The sequence below is a fragment of the Pseudomonas sp. GW821-FHT09C10 genome (genome assembly GCF_059418085.1).
This window is the reverse complement of the sequence record NZ_JBWKPE010000024.1, coordinates 19640-41185: the sequence shown is the minus strand read 5'-3', so window position 1 is coordinate 41185 and position 21546 is coordinate 19640. Positions and strand designations below refer to the sequence as shown.

Here is a 21546-nt window from a genome sequence, read left to right as displayed (position 1 = left end):
AGTTCAGTCGGTTAGAATACCGGCCTGTCACGCCGGGGGTCGCGGGTTCGAGTCCCGTCCGCTGCGCCATATTCGGTCACCTGGCCCACTGAACGCCAGGTCACCACAGAAAGCCCGCTCAATGAGCGGGCTTTTTTTTGCCTGCGATTTGATCATCCTGCGCCTTGCCGTTGTGCATGGCCTGCTCCTCCCGAACTGTGCTGGTGCGTCATGACGTGGGGGAATACCCCCATGCACATTGGTCGATTGCGCCCCCGGCCGCTTAAACGGTTATCTATCACCACGCGAAGACTTCCAGGCGAGCTACCGGCAGCAGGACGCTGCGGTGCCCGCTCTCTAACAATGGCCTGTCAGGGCGATAAAAATAGTCTGCAAGGGGAATGGCACTGTATGAAATATCCATTGCGTCCGTTGGTGTTCTGGCCAACGTTCCTGATTCTGCTGGCGGCGGTGATCGCCAGCTACATCGACCTGAATGCTTTCCTCGCGGTCAGCAAGCAACTCAACAGCATCATCCTTAACAACTTTTCATGGCTGTTCAGTGCCGGCTCGTTTGCCATGGTGGTGTTGACAGCGATTGTCTATCTGTCGCCCCTGGGCGGGGTGCGTATCGGTGGCGAAGACGCTCAGCCGTTACTGAGCAAATGGCGCTGGTTCATGGTGGCGCTGTGTACCACGCTGGCGGTGGGTGTGTTGTTCTGGACCACCGCCGAGCCGCTGTACCACCTGTATGGGCCCCCCACCAGCCTGCCGATCGAAGCGGGCAGCGGTGCGGCGAAAAGCTTCGCCATGTCGACGATGTTCCTGCACTGGACCATCACCCCCTACGCCATCTACCTGGTGCCCTCGCTGGTATTCGCGCTGGTGTTCTATAACCGGCGCAGCAACTTCTCAATCGGCGCCATGCTCGAACCGTTGCTGGGCGAGGCACGGGTCAAGCGCTATGCCGGGCTGATCGACACCCTGGCGATGTTTGCCTTGGTGGCTGGCATGGCATCGTCCCTGGGCACCGGCGCGTTGACCTTGTCGGGTGGCCTGAGCCAATACATCGGTGGCGAAACCACACCGTTCCGCCTGGGGATCATCATCGCGATTATCGTCATCACGTTTGTGGCCTCGGCGGCCAGCGGCCTGCAGCGCGGCATTGTGATGCTGTCGTCGTTCAACACCTGGATCATGCTGGCCTTGGGGTTGTTCGTGCTGTTGTGCGGGCCGACTCTCTACATGTTCAGCCTGGGTGTCGAGTCTTTGGGTGTTTACCTTGACACTTTCTTCAGCCGCAGCCTGTTCACCGGCGCCGCCAGTGGCGACACCTGGCCGCAGAGTTGGACAGTGTTCTACTGGTCGGTGTGGTTTGCCTGGGCACCGGTGAGTGCGCTGTTCCTCGGTAAGATCGGCCGTGGTTACACCGTGCGCGAATTCATTCATATCAACATGCTTTACCCGGCGCTGTTTACGGCGGTGTGGATCTGTATCTTCTCTGGTACGAGCCTGTATTTCGATGCGCTCGGCGATGGCAGCCTTAACCGCGTGCTCAACGAGCAGGGCGTGGAGCACGTGCTGTACCAGATGTTCCAGCAACTGCCGGCCAGTGCTCTGATGATCGCGTTCTTGCTGTTCGTGGCGTTCATCTCCTTTGTCACGGCGGCGGACTCCAGCACCGACGTGATCGCCAACCTGTGCAGCAAAGGCGTGACGGCCGATTCCGACCTGGATGGCAACCCCGCGTTGAAAATCGTCTGGGGCGTGATCATCGGCACAGTGTCGTGGGTGATGGTGTCGTTCATTGGCATCGATGGGGTGAAGATGCTTTCCAACCTCGGCGGGCTGCCGGGGATGATCCTGGTGCTGCTGGCCAGTACTTCGCTGATCTTCTGGCTGAAAAATCCGACATTACTCGATGTGAAAAACCTACAGTCCGTGACTCAGCCCAACCTGAGTGGCGCCAGCCCCGTCGCGGAATTTGCCCGCTAGAAGCTAAAACCTGTGTGTCTCCCCACGCGCTCCCAGGCGGGCGCGTGGGGGGCGTTTGTTCGCAATAAATGTTTGGAGCTACCGATGGAAATCGTTACCGAATTTGCCTACAAGGTCCGTGAAATCGAGCACTGCCTCATCCCGTTGAGAGACGGCACCCAACTGGCGGCACGTATCTGGCTGCCGGAGACCGCGGGCCTGCAAACCTTTCCGGCGATCCTGGAGTACCTGCCCTACCGTAAGCGTGATGGCACCGCCGTACGTGACGCGCTGACTCACCCTTGGATGGCAGGGCAGGGCTATGTGTGTGTGCGTGTGGACATGCGTGGCAATGGTGAGTCCCAGGGACTGATGGCTGACGAATACCTGGTGCAGGAACAGGACGACGCCCTTGAAGTGATCGACTGGCTATGCCGGCAACCCTGGTGCGACGGGCATGTCGGCATGATGGGCATCTCCTGGGGCGGATTCAACGGCCTGCAAGTTGCGGCACGCCAGCCCGAGGCGTTGAAGGCGATCATCACGTTGTGCTCCACCGATGATCGTTTCGCCGACGACATCCACTACAAGGGCGGCAACCTGCTGATGGAGAATTTCGGTTGGGCCGCGACCATGCTCAACTTCAGTGCCGCAGTGCCCGACCCTCTGCTGGTGGGTGATGATTGGAAAACCCTCTGGCTTCAACGCCTGGAGGCGATGCCGCTGCTCGCCGAGACCTGGTTGAAGCACCAGACCCGTGATGATTACTGGCGCCACGGCTCAGTGTGCGAGGACTATTCGCAGATCAAGGCGGCGGTCTACGCGGTGGGTGGCTGGGGTGATGCCTACCGCAACACCGTCTCGCGTCTGATGGAGCATTTGCCAGGACCGAAAAAGGCCATGATCGGCCCGTGGATTCACAAATACCCGCATTTCGCCGTGCCCAATCCCGCGATCGGCTTCCTGCAAGAGGCCAAGCGCTGGTGGGACCACTGGTTGAAGGGCATCGAAAATGGGGTGATGGATGACGCTGCCTGCACCTTTTACCTACAGGATATTCTGCCGCCCAAAGGCAGTTATGCCGGGCGCCCAGGTACCTGGGTGCAGACATCGGGCTGGCCTGACCCGCAGGTGCAATGGACCGATTTCAGTCTTGACGAGCGCGGCCTCAACCCCGGCCACCAGGCCTTGGCCGTTGCTCGCAGTGTGTGCTCGCCGCTGACCACCGGCCTGCATCAGGGCGAGTACTGTGCCATCTGGTTTGGTCCCGATGGGCCCACGGATCAGCGCCGCGATGACGCCCACGCGCTGTGTTTCGACTCCCAGCCCCTGACCGAGCCCCTGGCGCTGCTGGGTGATGCACGCTTGAAGTTGCGTCTCGCCAGCGACACCGCCTGCGGGCAACTGGTGGCGCGCTTGAACGCCGTGGCGCCGGACGGGCAGGTCACGCAGGTCAGTTACGGGGTGCTTAATCTCAATCTTCGCGAGGACTTTTCCCACGTCACTCCTGTAGTCCCGGGTGAACCGATGGACGTGCACCTGAACCTTGACCATGTCGGTATGCGCCTGCCCGCTGGCTACCGTTTGCGCCTGGCGTTGAGCACCGCGAGTTTCCCGTTGTTATGGCCCAGCCGTGAGCTGACCACCCTGACCTTGCTGCCGAGCCTGCACAGTTTGCAGTTACCGGTTTTTATCGGCGAGGCAGTGGAGTGTCCGTTCGATGCGCCCCAATCGGCGACGCCGGCTGCCCTGGAAGTCCTGCGCGCCGCTGCGCCGAAACGGACGTTGATCGAAGATGTGGGCAGTGGCGAGGTGTGTGTGAAGATCGAAGATGACCTGGGCGCCATGCGGTTTATCGACCATGGCCTATGGGTGGACCAGCGCTGCACCGAGCAATACCACACGTTGCCTTGGAATCCGTTGTCGACGAGTGCTGATATCCAGTGGCATTACCGCGTGGGCCGCGACGCATGGGAGGTGGAGGTGGAAAGCCGCCTGAGCGTGCATGCCGATGCCGAGTGGTTCTATGTAGAGGCGGAGCAAACGGCCTGGGAAAATGGCCAGCTTGAACACCGTCGTCAATGGAGCAAGCGTGTGGCCAGGGTCGCGCTGTGACTGAGCAACTGGCAGGATACCTGCCAACATGATCTCTGCGGGCGTGGGGAAACCTGGGCCCGTTTCTGCCATTGGAACTGCCCATGTCGCGCCGAAACGTCGATCTTCCCCCGCTCAATTGCCTGCAAGCCTTTGAAGCGGCAGCCCGCCATTTGAGCTTTACCCAGGCCGCTCATGAACTGAACCTGACCCAGAGTGCGGTCAGTCGCCAGGTCAAGCGGCTGGAAGAAGACCTGGCGCGCCCACTGTTCTACCGACTGGCCCAGGGGCTGAGCCTGACACCCGCCGGGGTGCGTTTCTTTCGCACCATCCAGCGCTTGCTGCGCGAGCTGGACCGCGAGTCCGCCGAGTTGCGTCGGCGCGGTGCCGATCGTCAACTGACCCTGGCCAGCACGCCTACCATCAGCTCCATCTGGCTCGCCGGCTTGCTGCCGGAGTTCCAGCGCGAGCACCCGGACTTGGATATCCGCATTCTGTGCAGCGAAAGCCCCAGCCACTTGGATGTCAGTGAATATGATCTGGGCCTGTTCTATCACCTTGACGAACTGGCCGCGCCCCATGGCCTGGAATTGTCACCGGTGTTCGACAGTGAGCAGGTCATCACCGTATGCAGCCCTGGCTACATAGAGCGCCATGGTCCGATTCACGATGTTCAACACCTGCTGCACGCTCACACCTTGCTGATCGTCGAGGACCACTACCATGACTGGCTGACCTGGACCGATTGGTTTGCAGATGTTGGTGCCCACTACTACACCCCGCGCCATGCGTTGCGCACCAACAGCTATCAGTTGTTGATGCAATCGGCGGTCATGGGCCACGGCGTGGCCCTGGGCTGGAAGAGTTTGCTCGCGGGCGAGTTGGCGTCGGGTCGATTGCAAATGGCCTTGCCCCACACCATGCACAGTCGCGGTCGCCTGCACCTGATGCAACCTCATCATCGTAATCCGCCTTTGGCGGCACGCAGTTTCCGCCAATGGTTGCAGGCCCACGCCAGCCACTTGAACACGCCCTCCGAGTCGCCATGAACCTGACCTTCCTGACCTTCCCCGCGCTGTATAGCGCCACTATCCTGATGCTCACCGGCAATGGGCTGTTTTTCAGTTTTATCGGCCTGAGCCTGAGCAGCCAGGGCATCAACGAGGTGTGGATCGGTGCGCTGACGGCCGCGTACTACGGGGGGATGGTCTGTGGGGCCAAGTTCGGACATCGCATGATCGCAGGCATCGGGCATGTGCGTTCGTATGTGGCCTGTGCCGGCGTCGCCACCATCATCGTGTTGCTGCATGTGCTGTTCGAGCAACTGACGTTCTGGTTGGTGCTGCGATTCGTGATGGGCGTGGTGATGATGAACCAGTACATGGTCATCGAAAGCTGGCTGAACGAGCAGGCTGAAAACAACCAGCGCGGCGCGGTATTCGCCGGCTACATGGTGTCGGTTTCCCTGGGCTTGATGCTGGGGCAGGGCATATTGATAGGGCTCCCGGAGCTGGATTTCAAGCCGCTGGTGATCGTGGCGATCTGCTTTGCCGCTTGCCTGCTGCCAGTGACCATGACCCAGCGACTGCACCCGGCGAAGCTCGTGGCGGCCCCCCTGGAAGTGGGTTTTTTCTGGCGCCGCGTGCCCCAGGCGCTGACCACGGTTTTTGTCACCGGGCTGATGATCGGCGCGTTTTATGCGTTGGCGCCGGTATTCGCCACCCGCAACGACCTGAGCACCGCCCAGGCCGGTACCTTTGTTGCGGTATCGATATTTGCCGGTCTGTGTGGCCAGTGGCCGATCGGTTGGTTGTCAGACCGTATCGACCGCTCCCGGCTGATTCGGGCCTGCGCCCTGGCCCTGGGGATGGTGGTGATTCCCCTGTGGGGGCTGGTGCAGTTGCCGTATGCCCTGTTGCTGGTGTTCGGCTTTCTCAGCGGTCTGTTGCTGTTCACGCTCTACCCGCTGGCGGTGGCGCTGGCCAATGACAACGTCGAGCAACCCCGGCGTGTACCGTTGAGCGCCATGATGCTCGCCACCCACGGCATTGGTGCCAGCCTTGGGCCGCTGCTCAGCGGTACGCTGATGACCACCTACGGGCATGGCGCGTTTTACATGCTGTTCTCGGCCTGCGCACTATTGCTGGTCTGGCGCGTGCAGCCCAAACAGGTCACTGGCGAATACCGCGTCGAAGGGGCGCCGTTGCACCACGTGGCCATGCCCGAGCATCCGATGGGCGCCATGGCCGCGGTACTCGACCCGCGGGTGGATGACATTCCCGAGGAGCTGGTGATCAACGAGCCCGTGCCCGACAGTAAACCGTGACGGCTACTTGGCTTTTTTCTTGCGCGACTGGCGGGTAGCAAGGTGCTCGAAGCAAAACGAGGCGGTGCCGAATACGGCGATCAGGGTGAGTACGATCATGCCGAGGGTTGCGCTTTCCACGGTGGACTTCCTACGTGATGGGGTAGGTAGTCACGGTAGAGGCACGGCGAAAACGGCTCAATAGACCCGACGCGATCCTTACGGCACCGGGGCCATTGTTACGCAGTCTTTACGGGGCGTTGCGGCTGTGGCGGTAATCGCTGACGGCTTCGTACACCGCCTTGCGCAAGCGATTGATACCACCGATGGGCCGATGCTCGGCTACGCCAAACCATGGGTTGAACGACTGGTTGTCGCACGCCAGGTTCTGCTCGGGCGTATCGAAATCCTGGGCCGGGATCCGCACCCTGGCTACGCTCTCGTAGGGCGCATCGCTCTCCTTCCACTCGATGCTGGTGTCTTCGATCGGCATGAACTTCTGCGGGTTCTGCCGCTGGATCTGCAACACGAAACATGCCGGCACGCGGTCGGTGGACAGCTGCTGGCTCAAGGCGCTGCGCAGGAAGTTCGGCAGGTCCTGGTTCTGCTTGGGCAGGGCGTATTCCGGGCAGCCCTGTGGGTCGGGCGCGACGCGGAACTTGGCATTGGCCGCGCCGAACTTGTAGGGCGATACCGAAAAATAGGTGGTCTGCGTCGGGCTGGCCGGTGCGGGTGCCAGGGTTGCCAGAGCGATAAACAGGTGACGCACCTGCCAGCTGCGCGGGTCGGCCTTGGGGAAGAACGCCAGGACTTTCTTGCCATCCGCCTGGGCGCCGATGTTCTGCGCGTACTCCGCCACATCGCTGACAAAGAAATTCGGGTGGCTGAACATCACGAAGTCCTGTTCCGTGCGGGCCTGCTGGTCGGCGAGCAATTGTTTGCCCGGCACGTCCAGCAGCTTGAGCGCCATGCCCCGGGCATCGCGGATGCTGTCGAACTGCGGGTAGGCGTTGCCGTTGGACAACCGCATCATGGCCTGCCAGGTCTTGCCTGGTTCGGCAAATACGCCCTGGCGCAACGCCGGGTCGAGATCGGCCAGCACACTGACTTCGGCTTTCACGCAACCATGGGCCTTGGCGTGTGCATCGCGCAGGTAGCGGGTGCCTTCGCGATGCTGGTCAACGATGCGCACGGCGGTCTGGATAATGCCCTGGGTCATTGCCGCTTCACCTGCAGGGATCTGTTCGTCCGGCGACACCGGGCCGCTGTGCTGCCAGGCAAACCACGCCGTGCTCGCCAGCCAGCCGAGCAGGCCCAGGCCGACAAGCCACAGCAGGGTCTTGCCGAGAAACCGGCCAAGGCCCAGCCACAGGCGGGCGAGCAGGGAAGGTTGGTCGTATCGAGATCGGATCATCATGGCAGTTGTTGCTCCAGCGGGCCGCCCAGCACTTTGAGGTATTCCAGCAGTGCCCAGCGTTCCTGCGGCAGCAAGCTGCGGCCGATAACGCCATTGCCACGCTTGCCGGCACGGAATTCGTGGCCGCTGTTGTGGTTGCCGGTGAGTTTGGTATCGAACAGGAAGGCATTCTTGAACGCTGCGGTCTCAAAGCCCAGGTGACGCGGGTCGTAGTTGAAGGTGCCTTTATAGAAGGTGGTGCTGCGCTCGTCCTGGGGCGAGAGCAACTGGTAGATCGTCGGCACCGAGCCGTTGTGCAGGAACGGCGGGGTCGCCCATACACCGGCCAGCGGACGGGCCTTGTAGGCACGCAACTCGCGCACGCCAATGGGCAGGCCGTAGCCATCCAGGCGCGGGCGCTCGGCCGCGGTGACGCCGGCGGCGCGGTAGGCGTGGTCTTCGACGAAGGCGGTGACGTAGGCCAGGCCCTTGGCCACGGACATTTTCTTCAGGTCCAGCGGCTCGGTGGGGGTGGGGTGCAGTTCGACATTGAGCTTGGCCAGTTCCGCCGGGTCCCACTGCAGGGCGCTGAGGTCATAGCGCTGGTCGGCAATGTTGCTGGCGGTGCCGGGGTCGGTGCCGATGTACTCCACCGGCAGCATTTTCAGTTGCTGCACCGGGCGGCCATTTTCCTCGGTGACGGCCGGCACATGGCAGCCGGCGCAGTTCTCGGCGAACAGTGCACGGCCCTGGGCGGCGAGGGGCTTGTCGACGGGACCGAACAAATCCTCGGGCCAGGTCGGTGGTTTTAGGCGTTGCAGGGTTTCTTCGATCCGGTTGAGGTCACGCACCCTGACGCTCGACGGGTAGCGCGCACCGCCCTGAAGCGGTTGGCCGGCGGCGTCGAAAAAGCTCAATGTCGCGCCTACACCGAGGGCTTCACCGATATTACGCGCCATGGGTTGCTGGGCCGAGCCGTTCCATTGCACCCAGTCGAAGGTCCAAATGTCCCACAGCTGCGGGTAGTCCACCGGCGCATTGGCGACGCGGTAGTTGTCTGGCGAAATGGCATCGCCAAAGCTGGCATTGGCGATTCGGCCAAAGGCGTCGGTGCGGCCCGGGCCCTCTTCGGTGGGGTAGAGGCCGCGGTGGGTGTCGTTCCAGGCGACCTTGAGGAACTGGTTCAGCGACTGTTTGAAGTCCTCGCGCAACTGGCTGTGCTCGGCATCGTAGCGATCCCCCAGCACCTGGCGGGCAAACCGCTCGAATTTCCAGGGGTTGTAGTAGGTGGCGGCGAGGCTGGCGACCAGGGCCTGGCCGAAACTGCCACCGCGCAAGGTGGGTACGCTGGAGGGCAGTACGTGTTGGGCCGAGCCGCCGTCGATACGCAGGGCCTGGCCCTTGAAGTGCAATTCGCCGGTATGGCAGGCGGCACAGGTAATATCCAGGTATTCGACGTTACTGTCGGCGTTCTTGTGCCGGGCGAACCCCACGGGCAGGTTGCCGGGGTTTTGCGTAGTGGGTACCTGCTTGGGGTCCACCAGGAAACCGAAGCGCGCCAGGTACTCCGGCGTGGCAAAACGCCGCTCTGAGAACGGCAGTTCCAGGGCGGTGAACCAGTTGTAGTGCAGGCCTTTTACTTGGGTGCCCTGGGGCGTGAAGTAATAGGTCTGGCGGTCGGCGGCGCTCCATTGGTCCTGGTAGTGCACCTGTTCCACCGGCACGTAGTCGGGCAGCCTGGGGTTGACGGTGTAGTACAGCACCACGGCCAGGATCAGGCCCAGCGCGATGAGTATCAGCAGTAAAACACGGGAAAAAATGCGCAAGATGGCTATCCTTGTCTCGGCCTTGTCGAGTGGTCGCGTTGTTATGCCACTACGCCACGGGTGCGGCAAGTGGCCATGAGTCAGATGAGAGGCGGTCCCGCGATCCGTCGCGGGCTCCCATAATGAATGAAAATGCTTTTAAACACGTGAACTTATCGGAAGTTTCCTGCTCACATGCCGGTAGCCATTGGTCGTGGCCGCCTGATAAGCTCGCGACTTTATTCGAATGCCCTTTTGGCGCATGAACAAGGAAATAGCATGAAACAGCATCGGTTGGCGGCGGCGGTGGCCCTGGTTAGCCTGGTACTTGCGGGTTGTGATTCGCAGACCAGCGTAGAGCTGAAAACCCCGGCGCAGAAAGCTTCCTACGGCATCGGCCTGAACATGGGCAAAAGCCTTGCTCAGGAAGGCATGGATGACCTGGATTCCAAAGCGGTAGCCCAGGGCATCGAAGATGCCGTCGGCAAGAAAGAGCAGAAGCTCAAAGACGACGAACTGGTTGAAGCGTTTGCCGCACTGCAGAAGCGTGCTGAAGAACGCATGACCAAAATGAGCGAAGAGTCGGCAGCCGCCGGCAAGAAATTCCTCGAAGACAACGCCAAGAAAGACGGCGTCGTCACCACGGCTTCCGGCCTGCAGTACAAGATCACCAAGAAAGCCGACGGCCCACAGCCTAAGCCGACTGACGTGGTGACTGTTCACTACACCGGCAAGCTCACCAACGGCACCACCTTTGACAGCTCCGTGGATCGCGGCAGCCCGATTGACCTGCCGGTCAGCGGCGTGATTCCTGGCTGGGTCGAAGGCCTGCAACTGATGCACGTTGGCGAGAAGGTCGAGTTGTACATCCCGTCCGACCTGGCCTACGGCGCCCAGAGCCCGAGTCCGGCAATCCCGGCCAACTCGGTGCTGGTATTCGACCTGGAACTGCTGGCCATCAAGGACCCAGCCAAGGCTGACGCCCCTGCTGCACCTGCCGCCAAGAAGTAATCGGCGCTTGAACACACAACGCCCCGTCTTGACGGGGCGTTGTTGTTTTCGGGGTTTTCAAATCAGTACCTGTAGACATCCGATCGAACGCCCGTACGCGGTAACAGTCTGATGTAAGACTCGAGTACGGGTATCGGCACATCTGCGCCAAGTCAATGAAATCTTGGGTTTTTTTGATGTGCGCAAAAAACGCCCGATCTGACTGGAAGCCTTGTAGACCGTGGCTTTCAGCCGGTAAAACAGGCTCTGTTCACAAGGTTATCCACAATTTGTGTGGATAACCTTTCTGTTTGATGGAACTGGAGTGACAGATGAAACCACCCTTCAATTTCACCCGTTTCCTGCCCATGGCTGCACGCTTGCTGGGCCGTGGACGTTTGCCGACCCTGCTGTTCGCTGTCGCCGCCAAAGGCTCCAGCCAGGGCAACCGCCTGGGTAAGCTCAAGGATGATCTCAAACTGCTTCAATCCCTGTGCCTGGCCTATTGGCGTGGCGAGTACCGGGCCATCAGCCCAAAGGCGCTGATCTCTGTGGTGGCGGGGTTGATGTATTTCCTCAGTCCGATTGATGCGATCCCGGACTTTATCCCTATGTTCGGCATGCTCGATGACATCGCGGTACTGGCATGGGTCATGAAGACCCTGGAAGGCGAACTGAGCGCGTTTCGCGCCTGGCGTGACGCACAACGCCCGGAAAAACTCGCGGTGGTTGAGCGCTTGCCTGCGACCCCGGCCTTGCTGGCCAAGGAAAACCCGCAAAAAAACGGATGACGTGGCTATCCCCCTGCGACCTTTGTGGCTGTTAGGATTACACTCCTAAGGAAAGAGCTTACTCAGTAAGTGCAGTTATCCTACGGGGCGGTCATGGATATTCAGATAATTTCACGCAATGGCGAACCCGAGTATGCGGTGTTGCCATGGGATCAGTACCAGGCGCTGCTAAAAGCCGCCGGTCAGCAACAGCCTTCACCGACGCCTTCTTCTACTGTCCAAGCCGCGCCTGACCAGGTTTTGCGCCCGCTCGCAGACCTGCGCGGCTTGCGTGAAGCCAAGGGCCTGGCGATTGAAGCGTTGGCCCGCACCGTGGGCATCAGCCCCTCGTATCTAGGATTGATCGAAAGTGGTGAACGTCAGCCGGATGCCGCAATCCGCCGCAGCCTGGCCTGGGAATTGGGCGTTACAGGGTGGAGGGATGAATCTTGAGCCTACGTATCAGTCGTCAACATTGGGATGGGTTACTTAACGAACTGGACCAGGCGCGCCGCCAGCGCCATCTGCTGACCTACCGGGCACTGTTGGAGCGCCTGCAATTTCCGACGCCGGCGATGCAAACCCTGGCCGCTGCCCTGGAGCACCTGGCGGCGCTGGACGCCAAGGCCGAGCAACCGTTGCGCAGTTCCCTGGTGATCAGCCAGGGCGCCAGTCGCCTGCCGCGTACCGGGTTCTTTGAATGTGTGGAGCGCCTGGGGCGTTTCAGCGGGCCGTCCGATGGCGTGGCCGCCGCCTCCTGGCATGCCTCGGAAGTGGTGCGGGTATTCGAATACGAGTATCCGGAGTCTGCCGAGGCTTAAAGCGCCTGGGCCAGGATGTCCATGCTGTCGATCACATGGATGCTGTAGCCGGCCATGTCCTTGGCATGATGCTTGGCCTGTGAGGCCAGCTCCGCCAGCTGGCTGGCATCGAGTTGTCCACAGGCCTGTGGATACAAATGCACCACCCCGATCGACAGTGACAGCAACGCAAACTCCTGGCGTACGCCCTGGCGGTTCAGCGCCACGAAGCAGCCGGCGTCGAGGTGCTCGGCGCGGTAGAAGCGCCGGCACTGGGTATGGAAATCGTCCAGCAGTTGGTTGAGCCGCTTGCGCCAATCCTGTGGCCCCAATACCAGCAGAAAATCATCGCCACCGATATGCCCGACAAAGTCGCGGCTGGGGTCGACCCGGTCGTTCAGGCACTGCGCCAGGCACAGCAACACCTCATCCCCACGCCCGTAGCCGTAGATGTCGTTGAACGGCTTGAAGCTGTCGATATCCACGTAGCAGATCACCGATTCCCGCTGTTGCTGCAACAGCCGCGTCAGGCACTGCTGGATCGGCACGTTGCCGGGCAGCAGGGTCAGCGGGTTGGCATAGCGCGCCTGCTGGATTTTCAGTTCGGTGATCAGCTTGAGTACATCGATCACCCGGCCCAGGCCCAGGTAGTCGCCATTGAGGGTGATGATGAAATCTTCTTCGATACGTTGCCGGGCGCGGCTGGTCAGCAGGCGGCTGACCTGTTGCAGCGACTGGCTCAACTCCACCGCCAGAAAATCCGTACTCATCAGCCGGCTGATGGGCTTGCGCGCAAACAGGTCGGTGGCAAACGGCTTGAGCAGCGCATCGGAGAGTGAATGCCGGTGCACGATCCCTACCGGGTGGCCGCGTCCATCCAGAACCGCCAGGGAGTTAAGGTTAGCCTGGCGGCGGAACGCCTCCAACACCTGGGCGGTGGCGGTGTCCTGATCGACCGCCGGTTGTTCGCTGAGCAGAGCGCTGAGGTCGCCGGCTTCTTCGCTGAGGGCCACATTGGCCTGGTCGGGCTTGGGCAGCATCTGGCGCGCTTCCTGTGGCGGCTGCTCCTGTGGACGGCAGAGCAGGTAACCCTGGACCAGGTCGACGCCCATTTCGGTCAATACCGCCAGCTCTTCCGGCAATTCGATGCCCTCGGCGATCACCTGGGCCCGTGAGGCCCTGGCGATCTGCAGGATAGAGCCGACAAACTCACGCTTGAGCGCGTCCTGATGGATACCGTCGATAAAGTGGCGATCGATCTTCACGTAATCCGGGCGCAGCTCCGACCACAAGCGCAGGCTGGAATAGCCGGCACCCAAGTCATCCAAGGCAATCGAAAAGCCCATGTTGCGGTAATGGTGCAGGGCGGTTTGCAGCAGGTCGAAATCGTCGGTGGGGGTCTGCTCGGTGAGTTCGATCACCACCTGGCTTGGCGGGATGCCGAAGTCGCGCAGCAATTGCAGGGTGCGGCCCGGTTGATGAGCGGTCTCCATCAAGGATTCCGGCGAGACATTCAGGAACAGCTTGCCCGGCAGCTTTTGCTCGCTGAAGCGGCGGCAGGCGCTTTCGCGGCAGGCCATTTCCAGTTCGCTGAGGCGTCCGGCATGGCGCGCCACCGAGAACAGCGCGATGGGGGAGTGCAGCGGGCTGTTCGACGGGCCGCGGCTGAGGGCCTCGTAGCCAAGGATGCGCCGTTCCGACAGACAGATAATGGGCTGGAACAGGCTGTGCAAACTGCCTTGAGCCAGGATAGAGCCCAATGCACTCAGCTGTTCGGTCATAGTCATGGCGATCTCGATCGAAAAAAAAGGACCGCGGGCGTTACGCCGACGGTCCTTCATTTCACGACAGAATGATGTCTATATGATGACACTCCAAGGAGCGATCACATTAAATAGCCATCATTTACTGCTTGGCCACCTGTTTGGTGATTTTCAGGTAGTCCAGCAGGATCCGGCCGCTCTCGGCCAGGTAAGCGTCGTCTTCCGGCTTGGTTTTATCCGCTTCGGTCGGCAGCGCATCCTCGTCTTCTTTCTTCAGCTCCTTGAGGGGTTCTTCACCCTTGGCCTTGCGGCGGATGTTTTCCAAGGCAAGTTGCTTGTTTTCGATGTCGGAGTGCTGTGCACGACGGTCCACTTCATTGAGGCTGACGGTTTTTTCTTCCATCAACTTCTTGGCCAGGGCCAGCTTGTCGCGGATGAACACAAACTCGGCATCCTTGGCGGAGCGGGTATCGTGGTCAGCCTTCAACTGCGCGAGGAACGGCTTGAACGGGTCCGAGGCCGGCTTGATCGCAGGACGAATGGTGTCCCATGGCATGGCTTCCGGCAGGGCGCTTTCGCCGATTTCCTTGGTGTCGATGATCGACGGGAAATCGATGTCCGGCAGTACGCCCTGATGCTGGGTGCTCTGCCCGGATACCCGGTAGAACTTGGCCAGCGTCAGCTTGAGCTCGCCATGGTTCAGCGGCTGGATGGTCTGCACGGTGCCTTTGCCGAAGGTCTGGCCGCCGATGATCAACGCGCGGTGGTAGTCCTGCATGGCGCCGGCGAAAATCTCCGAAGCCGAAGCCGACAGACGGTTGACCAGCAACGCCATCGGGCCTTTGTAGAAGGCGCCCGGGTTCTCGTCCTCGAGTACGTCGACACGGCCGTCAGCGTTGCGTACCAACACGGTCGGGCCCTTGTCGATAAACAGGCTGGTCAGCTCGGTGGCTTCCTGCAGGGAACCGCCGCCGTTGTTGCGCAGGTCGATGACCACGCCGTCGACTTTTTCCTTTTGCAGCTCGGTAAGAATTTTCTTCACGTCGCGGGTGGTGGACTTGTAGTCCGGGTCACCGGCGCGGAAGGCCTTGAAGTCCAGGTAGAAGGCCGGGATTTCAATCACACCCAGCTTGTAGTCCTTGCCATCCTGCTTGAGGTTGAGGACTTTCTTCTGCACGGCCTGGTCTTCGAGCTTCACCGCTTCACGGGTGATGGACACGATCTTGCTGGTCTGGTCGTTCGGTGCATTGGTGTGCGGAATCACTTCCAGGCGCACCACGCTGCCTTTCGGCCCGCGGATCAGCTTGACCACTTCGTCCAGGCGCCAGCCGACCACATCGACCATCTCTTTGTCGGCCTGGGCCACACCGATGATCTTGTCGGCAGGCGCAACCTGCTTGGTCTTGTCTGCCGGACCGGCCGGCACCAGACGCACGATCTTCACCTGGTCATTGTCGCTTTGCAGGACGGCACCGATGCCTTCCAGGGACAGACTCATGTTGATATCGAAGTTTTCCGCGTTATCTGGCGACAGATAATTGGTGTGCGGATCGTAGGACATCGCGAAGGTGTTGATGTAGGCCTGGAAGATGTCTTCTGCGCGGGTCTGGTCCAGACGCGCCAGTTGATTCTTGTAGCGCTTGGTCAACAGCTCCTGGATAGCCTTGGGCTCTTTGCCGGCGATCTTCAGGCGCAGCACTTCGTCCTTGACGCGTTTGCGCCACAGGTCGTCGAGGGCGGCGGTGCTGGTCAGCCAAGGCGCGTCCTTGCGGTCCACCAGAAGGGTTTCCTTCTGGGTGAAGTCGAGCTTGTCGACACCCTTGTCCAACTCACCCAAGGCGAAGTCCAGACGCGCTTTTACGCGATCCAGGTAGCGCTTGTAGATGGTGAAGCCGGGCTGCAGGTCGCCGCTCTTAAGGAAGTCGTCGAACTGCGTCTTCCACTTGTCGAACTCAGCGATATCGCTGGCCAGGAAGTAGCTGCGCGACGGATCCAGCAGCTTGAGGTAGCTGTCGTAGATGATCACCGAGCGGGCGTCGTCCAGCGGCGGCTTGCTGTAGTGATGACGTTTGAGCAACTCGACGACGTTAAGGCTGGCAATCACCTCATCGCGGTCTGGCTGAAGGTTGTCCCAGCTGTTGGCTGCGAACGTATTGGTCGACATCGACGCGAAGCCGATACCAATGAAAAGAGCGAGGGCGGTGCTGGGGAACAGATGCTTCATGCTGATTCGACGCGGGGGCAATTGATAACGCATATTAGGCCGTCTTTGAAGTTGCCGGTTCCATAGGGGCCGGTCGCATAATGCAAAAAGCCCGGCGCTACTGCTACGGGCTCAGTCCAGACTCACTATGGAGGCACTGTGAAAGCATTGCAAGGCGTTGAAGGTCATGTGGCGTGGTTGGACGAACCCAGTCCTACATGTGATGTAGGCCAAGTTCGCATTCGCGTGGCGGCTGCGGGCCTTAATCGCGCCGATTTATTGCAGCGTGCAGGGCTCTATCCGCCACCGCCTGGCGCCAGTGCCGTGCTGGGCCTGGAGTGTTCCGGGGTGATCAGCGAAGTGGGCCCGGGTTCGTCCTGGCAGGTGGGCGATCGCGTCTGTGCACTGCTGGCCGGTGGCGGCATGGCCGAAGAAGTGGTGGTGGATGCACGTCATGTGCTGCCGGTACCGGAAGGTCTGTCGCTGGTCGAAGCGGCGGCGCTGCCGGAGGTGTACAGCACCGCGTGGCTCAATCTGTTCCAACTGGCGGGCCTCAAGCCCGGTGAGAAAGTGTTGCTGCACGCCGGCGCCAGTGGCGTGGGCTCGGCGGCCATCCAGCTGTGCAAGGCATTTGGCAGCCCGTGCTGGGTCAGCGTCGGCTCGGCGCAGCGCCTGGCCTACTGTGAAGACCTGGGCGCCCAGGGCGGCGTAGTACGCACTGACGGTATCGAAGGGCTGCGGGATTTCGGGCCATTCGATGTGATCCTCGATCCGGTCGGCGGCAACTACGCCGCGCTGGACCTCAAGCTGCTGGCGCTGGACGGTCGCTGGGTGTTGATCGGCTTGATGGGCGGCCGCGAGGCGCAACTGGACCTGGCCCAGATGCTGGCTAAGCGTGTGCAACTGCTGGGTTCGACCCTGCGCAGCCGTGACGATCAGTTCAAGGCCGACCTGTTCAGCGACCTGAGCCAGCATGTATGGCCGTTGTTTGCCGAAGGTCGCCTGAGCCCGCAATTGGCCAGGACGTTCCCGATCAAGGATGCCGAGGCGGCGTTTGCGGAGCTGGCGACTAACCAGATCGCCGGGAAGCTGGTGTTGGTGATTGACGAAAGCCTCACCTGATCCCGGATTGGAATAGGTTCAATGTGGGAGGGGGCTTGCTCCCACATTTGATTGGATTTCAAGTCGGGATAGGCGGTGTCAGACCCAGTGGTGGATTGGCCAGCCGGCCTTCTCGGCATGCTCGCGCAATACCGGATCCGGGTTCACCACCTGCGGGTGCTCCACCTTCAGCAACAACGGCAAGTCATTGCGCGAATCCGAATAGAAATACGCGCCGTCCAGCGTCTCACCTTCCTGCTCCAACCATTCCAGCAAACGCGTGATCTTGCCTTCGCGGTAGGTCAGTACACCGACGGTACGGCCGCTGTACACGCCATGACTCACTTCCAGTTCAATCCCCAGCACCTCATCAATGCCGATACGCGCCGCAATCGGTTTCACCAGGTGAGTCCCCGAGGCGGAGATCACCAGGATCCGGTCGCCATTCGCCCGATGGCGGGCGATGGTCTTGGTGGCGTCGCTGTAGATCAGCGGTTCAATCACGTCCTCGACCCATGGCTCCACCAAATGCTCGATTTCCTCCGGGGTGCGGCCGATCATCGGTTCCAGGCTGAAGTCCATGAAGTCTTCCATGGCCAGCTCGCCCCGGCTGTAGGCGTCCATCAGCTCGTTGTTCCTGTCCATGAACGACGCCGGGTCGACCCAGCCCAGGCGCCCCATCTGTTCGCTCCAGAGGGTGGCGCAGTCGCCGTGGATCAGGGTGTCGTCCAAATCAAAAATTACCAATGCCATCCGTTACGCTCTCTCAAGATTCACTGCGGCTCAGGCTACTTCACATAGCGCACTGGGGTCGATGGAAAGTGCCAGGCGCTGGCCGTCCGGGTGCAGATCGTCTGCCGAGCGGTTGAGCACGTCCACCACCAATTCCACGCCACGGGCTTCGATGCGGTAGCGAATCACGTTGCCCAGCAAGCTGTGGCTGCGCACCAGCGCGTCGAGTTCGCCGTTGCGGCTCAGCTCGATGGCCTCCGGGCGAATCGCGATGCGCCCGCTGATCGGGCGTTGCAGCAGTTGGCTGGCCTTGTCGGCGTCCAGCAGGTTGTAGTTGCCGATAAAACCGGCGGCGAATACATCCACCGGTGCGGTGTAGAGGGTCTCGGCATCGCCGCTTTGCACGATCTTGCCCTGGTTCATCAGGAAGATCCGGTCCGACATGGTCAGGGCCTCTTCCTGGTCATGGGTTACGAAAATCGTGGTCAGGCCCAGTTCGCGCTGGATCTGGCGGATCTGTTCGCGCAGGTGCTTGCGAATCCGTGCATCCAGCGCCGACAGCGGCTCATCCAGCAGCAACAGGCGCGGGCGGGTGACCAGGGAGCGGGCCAGGGCCACCCGCTGGCACTGGCCGCCGGACATCTGGTGCGGGTAGCGGCCGGCCAGGTCCTTGAGTTCCACCAGTTGCAGCACTTCCTGCACGCGCTTGTGGCTGTCATCGGCGTTGACTTTTTGCATGCGCAGGCCGAAGGCGACGTTTTGTTCCACGGTCATGTTGGGGAACAGCGCGTAGCTCTGGAACACCATGCCGATGTTGCGTTTCTGTGGGCTCAGCGGAACGATGTCCTGGCCGTCCAGCAGGATTTTCCCACTGTCCACCGCGGTCAGGCCGGCGATGCAGCGCAGCAGGGTGGACTTGCCGCAACCGGATGGGCCGAGCAGGGTGACGAACTCGCCCTTGGCGATTTCGCAGTTGATATCACTGAACACCGGGGTGCCGGCGTAGCCTTTTTGCAGGTGTTGGACGCTGACGAAGCTCATTGGCTTTTGTCCTTGTTCAAGATATTGGCGGCCCAGGTCAGCACCAGCACAAAGAAGAAATAGGAAATCACGACGGCGCTGGTGAAGTGGCCGCTGCTGTTGCGCATGTTGTTCAGGTACACCTGCAGGGTTTCGTAACGGGTGCCCACGAGGATATTGGCGAACACGAACTCACCGAACAGGAACGAGAACGACAGCAGCAGCGCCACCATCAGGCCTTTGCGCAGGTTGGGCAGCACCACGAAGAGCGCGGCTTGCCAGGTGCTGGCGCCAAGCAGTTGCGAGGCGTCCATCAAGTCGCGCAGGTTGATGGCTTGCAGGTTGTTGGTGATCGCCCGGTACATGAACGGCAGCGCCACGGTGAAGTAGCAGCCGATCAGGATCCACGGCGTGCCCACCATCGCCAACGGCCCGGAGCCGTACAGTTGCAGAAGGCCCACCGACGACACCACCGGCGGTACCGCGAAGGGCAGCAGGATCAGGATGTTCATCAAGGCGTCGAGCCTGGGAAAGTGGTAATGCACCACGAACAACAGCGGCAGAATCAACACCACCGACAGGATCAACGCACCCACGCACACCAGCAAGGATTGCCCGAAGGCCATCAGGAAGCGTGGGTCGCTCCACAGCTGCACATACCACTTCAGCGTGAAGCCCGCCGGCAGAATGGTTGCTGACCAACTGCTGGCAATGGAGTAGACGAAGGTGCCAATCAGCGGCAGCACCAGGATCGCGAACAACAGGTACACCACCACGCGGTGGTAGAGGGAGGCCGGGCCGGCTTCAGCGCGAGACATGGTAGCTCCTCTTGAGCAGCAGTTGATGGACCACGGTGACCACGGTCATCAGCGCCACCAGCACCACGGCCAGGGCGCTGGCCATGTTTGGATCGAGGGACACATCCCCCGACACCAGGCCGGCGATACGAATCGGCAGCACGTTGAAGTTACCGGTGGTCAGGGCGTAGACCGTCGCATAGGCACCCAGGGCATTGGCCAGCAGGATCACGAACGTGCCCAGCAGCGCCGGTGTGAGCACCGGCAGGCCGATATGCCGCCAGAACTGCCAGCCATTGGCGCCCAGTAACGCAGCGGACTCGCGCCAGTCTTCGCGCAGGGCGTCAAAGGCAGGGTAGAGCAGCAGCACGCCGAGGGGGATCTGGAAGTAGGTGTAGAGGATGATCAGGCCGGTCTTGGAGTACAGGTTGAAGTCCTGAATGATCCCGGCTTGCTTGAGCATGATGGTGATGCTGCCGTTGAACCCCAGCAGGATGATGAACGCGAAGGCCAGGGGCACGCCGGCAAAGTTGCTGGTCATGTTGGCGAAGGCGGTGACGAAGTTGCGCAGCGGCGAATCCACCCGGCGCAGGGAATAACTGCCCAGCGTGGCAATGATGATGCCGAAGATGCTCGAGTAGAAGCTGATCTCCAGGCTGAACTGGATGGCCTGCAGGTAGAACTTCGAACTGAAGATGCGCGTGAAGTTGTCCAGGCCCCAGCCGGTGTCTTCGGTCTGCAGGCTATTGATCAGCACCCACACCAGCGGGGCGATTTCGAACACGATAAAGAACAGTGCGAAAGGCACCAGGCACAGGACGGCCAGCCATTTGCCGCGGGATATTGAACTCACTTCAGTAACTCCCGGCACACAGGTTTGTCGTGGGGTACGCCCAGCAGTTCGCAGACGGTGCCGCACAGCTCGGTCTGTTTCGGTGCGGCTTGGGTATCCAGGCTGAAGGCATCGCCGAGGACGAATAGCGGCACCTCCCGTTCTTCCGGCAGCAGGCCGTTGTGGGAGCGGTCGTTGTTCATGCCGTGGTCGGCGGTCACCAGCACCTGGTAACCCGCATCCAGCCAGGCTTGCAGGTAGTCGGCCAGGATGATGTCGGCCGAGCGTGCGCTGTTGCGGTACTGCGGCGTGTCGAGGCCGTGCTTGTGGCCGGCGTCGTCGATGTTCATCGGGTGCACCACCATGAAGTCCGGCGCATGCTTGAGCCGCAGGCTGTCGGCGTCGGCGAACAGGTGGGAATCCGGGTAGTGGTCATTCCAGTAGAAATGCCCGTGCTGGATCGCCAGCGTCTTGTCGTCGGTATGACGATCCCGTGCGGCGAGAAAGGGCGTGCGGTTATACAACTCGCTGACCCAATGGTAAGCCGCCGCTGCGGTGGTAAGGCCGGCGTCGGTAGCGTAATGGAAAATGCTGCGCTGGTTGGACAGGCGCGAGACTTGGTTGTGGACGATGCCGCTGTGGATCGGTGGCACGCCGGTGAGGATGCATTCGTACAGTGGGCGGGACAGGGCGGGCAGTTCACATTCCAGCTTGTAGAGGGCTGCGCGTCCTGCGCCGACATAGGCCTGCAAGTGCCCCATGGCGTGCCTTGCAACCTCGAAGTTAAGGCCGTCGAGCACGACAAGGATGACGGGGTGTTTCATGGGGGGCGACGCTCCGCAATGATTGACTTGGCTCAATTCCTCTGGAGGAACGGGGTCAAAAATGTGGGAGGGGGCTTGCCCCCGATAGCGGTGTGTCATTCAACGAATTTGTTAGCTGATCCACCGTCATCGGGGGCAAGCCCCCTCCCACATTGGATCTC

Annotated in this window: 18 protein-coding genes; 9 read left to right on the top strand and 9 right to left on the bottom strand. The window is 61.1% G+C overall.

The genetic code is table 11. From position 1 onward, the window contains the following. Positions 1-390: 390 nt before the first annotated feature. From AC07OT_RS30210 to AC07OT_RS30195, 4 genes are all read left to right on the top strand, one after another. A complete protein-coding gene (locus tag AC07OT_RS30210) occupies positions 391-1974 on the top strand; it encodes a BCCT family transporter (RefSeq protein ID WP_495109802.1) in 1584 nt (527 codons plus the stop codon). An 84-nt stretch (positions 1975-2058) separates the two neighbouring features. Beyond that, the gene (locus AC07OT_RS30205) at positions 2059-4068 is read left to right on the top strand and encodes a CocE/NonD family hydrolase (RefSeq protein WP_495109801.1); all 2010 of its coding nucleotides are present in this window, start codon (positions 2059-2061) and stop codon (positions 4066-4068) included. Positions 4069-4151: 83 nt separating this feature from the next. Further along, positions 4152-5096, top strand: a complete 945-nt coding sequence (locus AC07OT_RS30200) for a LysR substrate-binding domain-containing protein (RefSeq protein WP_115488141.1) — start codon at positions 4152-4154, stop codon at positions 5094-5096. Further along, positions 5093-6373 carry an MFS transporter gene (locus AC07OT_RS30195; RefSeq protein ID WP_495103209.1) on the top strand — a complete coding sequence of 427 codons (1281 nt, stop codon included), beginning with the start codon at positions 5093-5095 and terminating at the stop codon, positions 6371-6373. Before AC07OT_RS30200 ends, AC07OT_RS30195 begins: the two co-directional genes overlap by 4 nt. A gap of 229 nt (positions 6374-6602) precedes the next feature. Here AC07OT_RS30195 and AC07OT_RS30190 read toward each other — a convergent pair whose 3' ends face one another. Further along, positions 6603-7769: a catalase family protein gene (locus AC07OT_RS30190; protein ID WP_495109800.1), complete on the bottom strand. Its 1167-nt coding sequence runs from the start codon at positions 7767-7769 to the stop codon at positions 6603-6605. Continuing rightward, on the bottom strand, positions 7766-9574 hold the full coding sequence (locus tag AC07OT_RS30185; RefSeq protein ID WP_495109799.1) for a di-heme-cytochrome C peroxidase: 1809 nt from the start codon (positions 9572-9574) through the stop codon (positions 7766-7768). The genes AC07OT_RS30190 and AC07OT_RS30185 overlap by 4 nt, the downstream gene beginning before the upstream one ends. A gap of 258 nt (positions 9575-9832) precedes the next feature. Between AC07OT_RS30185 and bamJ the strand changes: the two genes are divergently transcribed. From bamJ to AC07OT_RS30165, 4 genes are all read left to right on the top strand, one after another. Next, complete coding sequence (gene bamJ / locus AC07OT_RS30180) at positions 9833-10564, top strand: BamJ family beta-barrel-assembly machinery protein (RefSeq protein ID WP_146478036.1); 732 nt, start codon at positions 9833-9835, stop codon at positions 10562-10564. A 311-nt stretch (positions 10565-10875) separates the two neighbouring features. Beyond that, the gene (locus tag AC07OT_RS30175) at positions 10876-11334 is read left to right on the top strand and encodes a YkvA family protein (RefSeq protein WP_027607108.1); all 459 of its coding nucleotides are present in this window, start codon (positions 10876-10878) and stop codon (positions 11332-11334) included. A gap of 93 nt (positions 11335-11427) precedes the next feature. Beyond that, entirely contained in the window at positions 11428-11766 is a 339-nt protein-coding gene (locus AC07OT_RS30170; RefSeq protein WP_065939991.1) for a helix-turn-helix domain-containing protein, read from the top strand. Continuing rightward, a complete protein-coding gene (locus AC07OT_RS30165; protein WP_005786715.1) occupies positions 11763-12134 on the top strand; it encodes a hypothetical protein in 372 nt (123 codons plus the stop codon). Before AC07OT_RS30170 ends, AC07OT_RS30165 begins: the two co-directional genes overlap by 4 nt. Here AC07OT_RS30165 and AC07OT_RS30160 read toward each other — a convergent pair. Further along, entirely contained in the window at positions 12131-13900 is a 1770-nt protein-coding gene (locus AC07OT_RS30160) for a bifunctional diguanylate cyclase/phosphodiesterase (RefSeq protein ID WP_495109798.1), read from the bottom strand. The genes AC07OT_RS30165 and AC07OT_RS30160 overlap by 4 nt on opposite strands. 118 nt (positions 13901-14018) lie before the next feature. Continuing rightward, on the bottom strand, positions 14019-16100 hold the full coding sequence (locus AC07OT_RS30155) for a carboxy terminal-processing peptidase (RefSeq protein ID WP_174562728.1): 2082 nt from the start codon (positions 16098-16100) through the stop codon (positions 14019-14021). Between the two features lie 138 nt (positions 16101-16238). On the opposite strand from AC07OT_RS30155, the gene AC07OT_RS30150 reads away from it, so the two are divergent. Further along, complete coding sequence (locus AC07OT_RS30150) at positions 16239-17201, top strand: zinc-binding dehydrogenase (RefSeq protein ID WP_495109797.1); 963 nt, start codon at positions 16239-16241, stop codon at positions 17199-17201. Between the two features lie 78 nt (positions 17202-17279). On the opposite strand, the gene AC07OT_RS30145 is transcribed toward AC07OT_RS30150, so the two are convergent. The 5 genes from AC07OT_RS30145 to AC07OT_RS30125 are packed head-to-tail and all read right to left on the bottom strand — an operon-like array spanning position 17280 to position 21385. Continuing rightward, entirely contained in the window at positions 17280-17933 is a 654-nt protein-coding gene (locus AC07OT_RS30145; RefSeq protein WP_495103203.1) for an HAD family hydrolase, read from the bottom strand. 30 nt (positions 17934-17963) lie between these two features. Beyond that, complete coding sequence (locus AC07OT_RS30140) at positions 17964-18953, bottom strand: ABC transporter ATP-binding protein (protein WP_092490276.1); 990 nt, start codon at positions 18951-18953, stop codon at positions 17964-17966. Beyond that, positions 18950-19750 carry an ABC transporter permease gene (locus tag AC07OT_RS30135; RefSeq protein ID WP_495109796.1) on the bottom strand — a complete coding sequence of 267 codons (801 nt, stop codon included), beginning with the start codon at positions 19748-19750 and terminating at the stop codon, positions 18950-18952. Before AC07OT_RS30135 ends, AC07OT_RS30140 begins: the two co-directional genes overlap by 4 nt. Next, positions 19737-20582, bottom strand: coding sequence for an ABC transporter permease (locus AC07OT_RS30130; RefSeq protein ID WP_495109795.1), 846 nt, complete (start codon positions 20580-20582; stop codon positions 19737-19739). The genes AC07OT_RS30135 and AC07OT_RS30130 overlap by 14 nt, the downstream gene beginning before the upstream one ends. Continuing rightward, positions 20579-21385 carry an alkaline phosphatase family protein gene (locus tag AC07OT_RS30125; RefSeq protein WP_495109794.1) on the bottom strand — a complete coding sequence of 269 codons (807 nt, stop codon included), beginning with the start codon at positions 21383-21385 and terminating at the stop codon, positions 20579-20581. Before AC07OT_RS30125 ends, AC07OT_RS30130 begins: the two co-directional genes overlap by 4 nt. Positions 21386-21546 lie beyond the last annotated feature (161 nt).

What these genes read in the sequence shown, in the direction of transcription:
- AC07OT_RS30210 (WP_495109802.1), top strand. Translation starts at nt 391, where the DNA reads ATGAAATATCCATTGCGTCCGTTGGTGTTCTGGCCAACGTTCCTGATT.
- AC07OT_RS30205 (WP_495109801.1), top strand. Translation starts at nt 2,059, where the DNA reads ATGGAAATCGTTACCGAATTTGCCTACAAGGTCCGTGAAATCGAGCAC.
- AC07OT_RS30200 (WP_115488141.1), top strand. Translation starts at nt 4,152, where the DNA reads ATGTCGCGCCGAAACGTCGATCTTCCCCCGCTCAATTGCCTGCAAGCC.
- AC07OT_RS30195 (WP_495103209.1), top strand. Translation starts at nt 5,093, where the DNA reads ATGAACCTGACCTTCCTGACCTTCCCCGCGCTGTATAGCGCCACTATC.
- AC07OT_RS30190 (WP_495109800.1), bottom strand. Translation starts at nt 7,769, where the DNA reads ATGATGATCCGATCTCGATACGACCAACCTTCCCTGCTCGCCCGCCTG.
- bamJ (WP_146478036.1), top strand. Translation starts at nt 9,833, where the DNA reads ATGAAACAGCATCGGTTGGCGGCGGCGGTGGCCCTGGTTAGCCTGGTA.
- AC07OT_RS30175 (WP_027607108.1), top strand. Translation starts at nt 10,876, where the DNA reads ATGAAACCACCCTTCAATTTCACCCGTTTCCTGCCCATGGCTGCACGC.
- AC07OT_RS30170 (WP_065939991.1), top strand. Translation starts at nt 11,428, where the DNA reads ATGGATATTCAGATAATTTCACGCAATGGCGAACCCGAGTATGCGGTG.
- AC07OT_RS30160 (WP_495109798.1), bottom strand. Translation starts at nt 13,900, where the DNA reads ATGACTATGACCGAACAGCTGAGTGCATTGGGCTCTATCCTGGCTCAA.
- AC07OT_RS30155 (WP_174562728.1), bottom strand. Translation starts at nt 16,100, where the DNA reads ATGAAGCATCTGTTCCCCAGCACCGCCCTCGCTCTTTTCATTGGTATC.
- AC07OT_RS30145 (WP_495103203.1), bottom strand. Translation starts at nt 17,933, where the DNA reads ATGGCATTGGTAATTTTTGATTTGGACGACACCCTGATCCACGGCGAC.
- AC07OT_RS30140 (WP_092490276.1), bottom strand. Translation starts at nt 18,953, where the DNA reads ATGAGCTTCGTCAGCGTCCAACACCTGCAAAAAGGCTACGCCGGCACC.
- AC07OT_RS30135 (WP_495109796.1), bottom strand. Translation starts at nt 19,750, where the DNA reads ATGTCTCGCGCTGAAGCCGGCCCGGCCTCCCTCTACCACCGCGTGGTG.
- AC07OT_RS30125 (WP_495109794.1), bottom strand. Translation starts at nt 21,385, where the DNA reads ATGAAACACCCCGTCATCCTTGTCGTGCTCGACGGCCTTAACTTCGAG.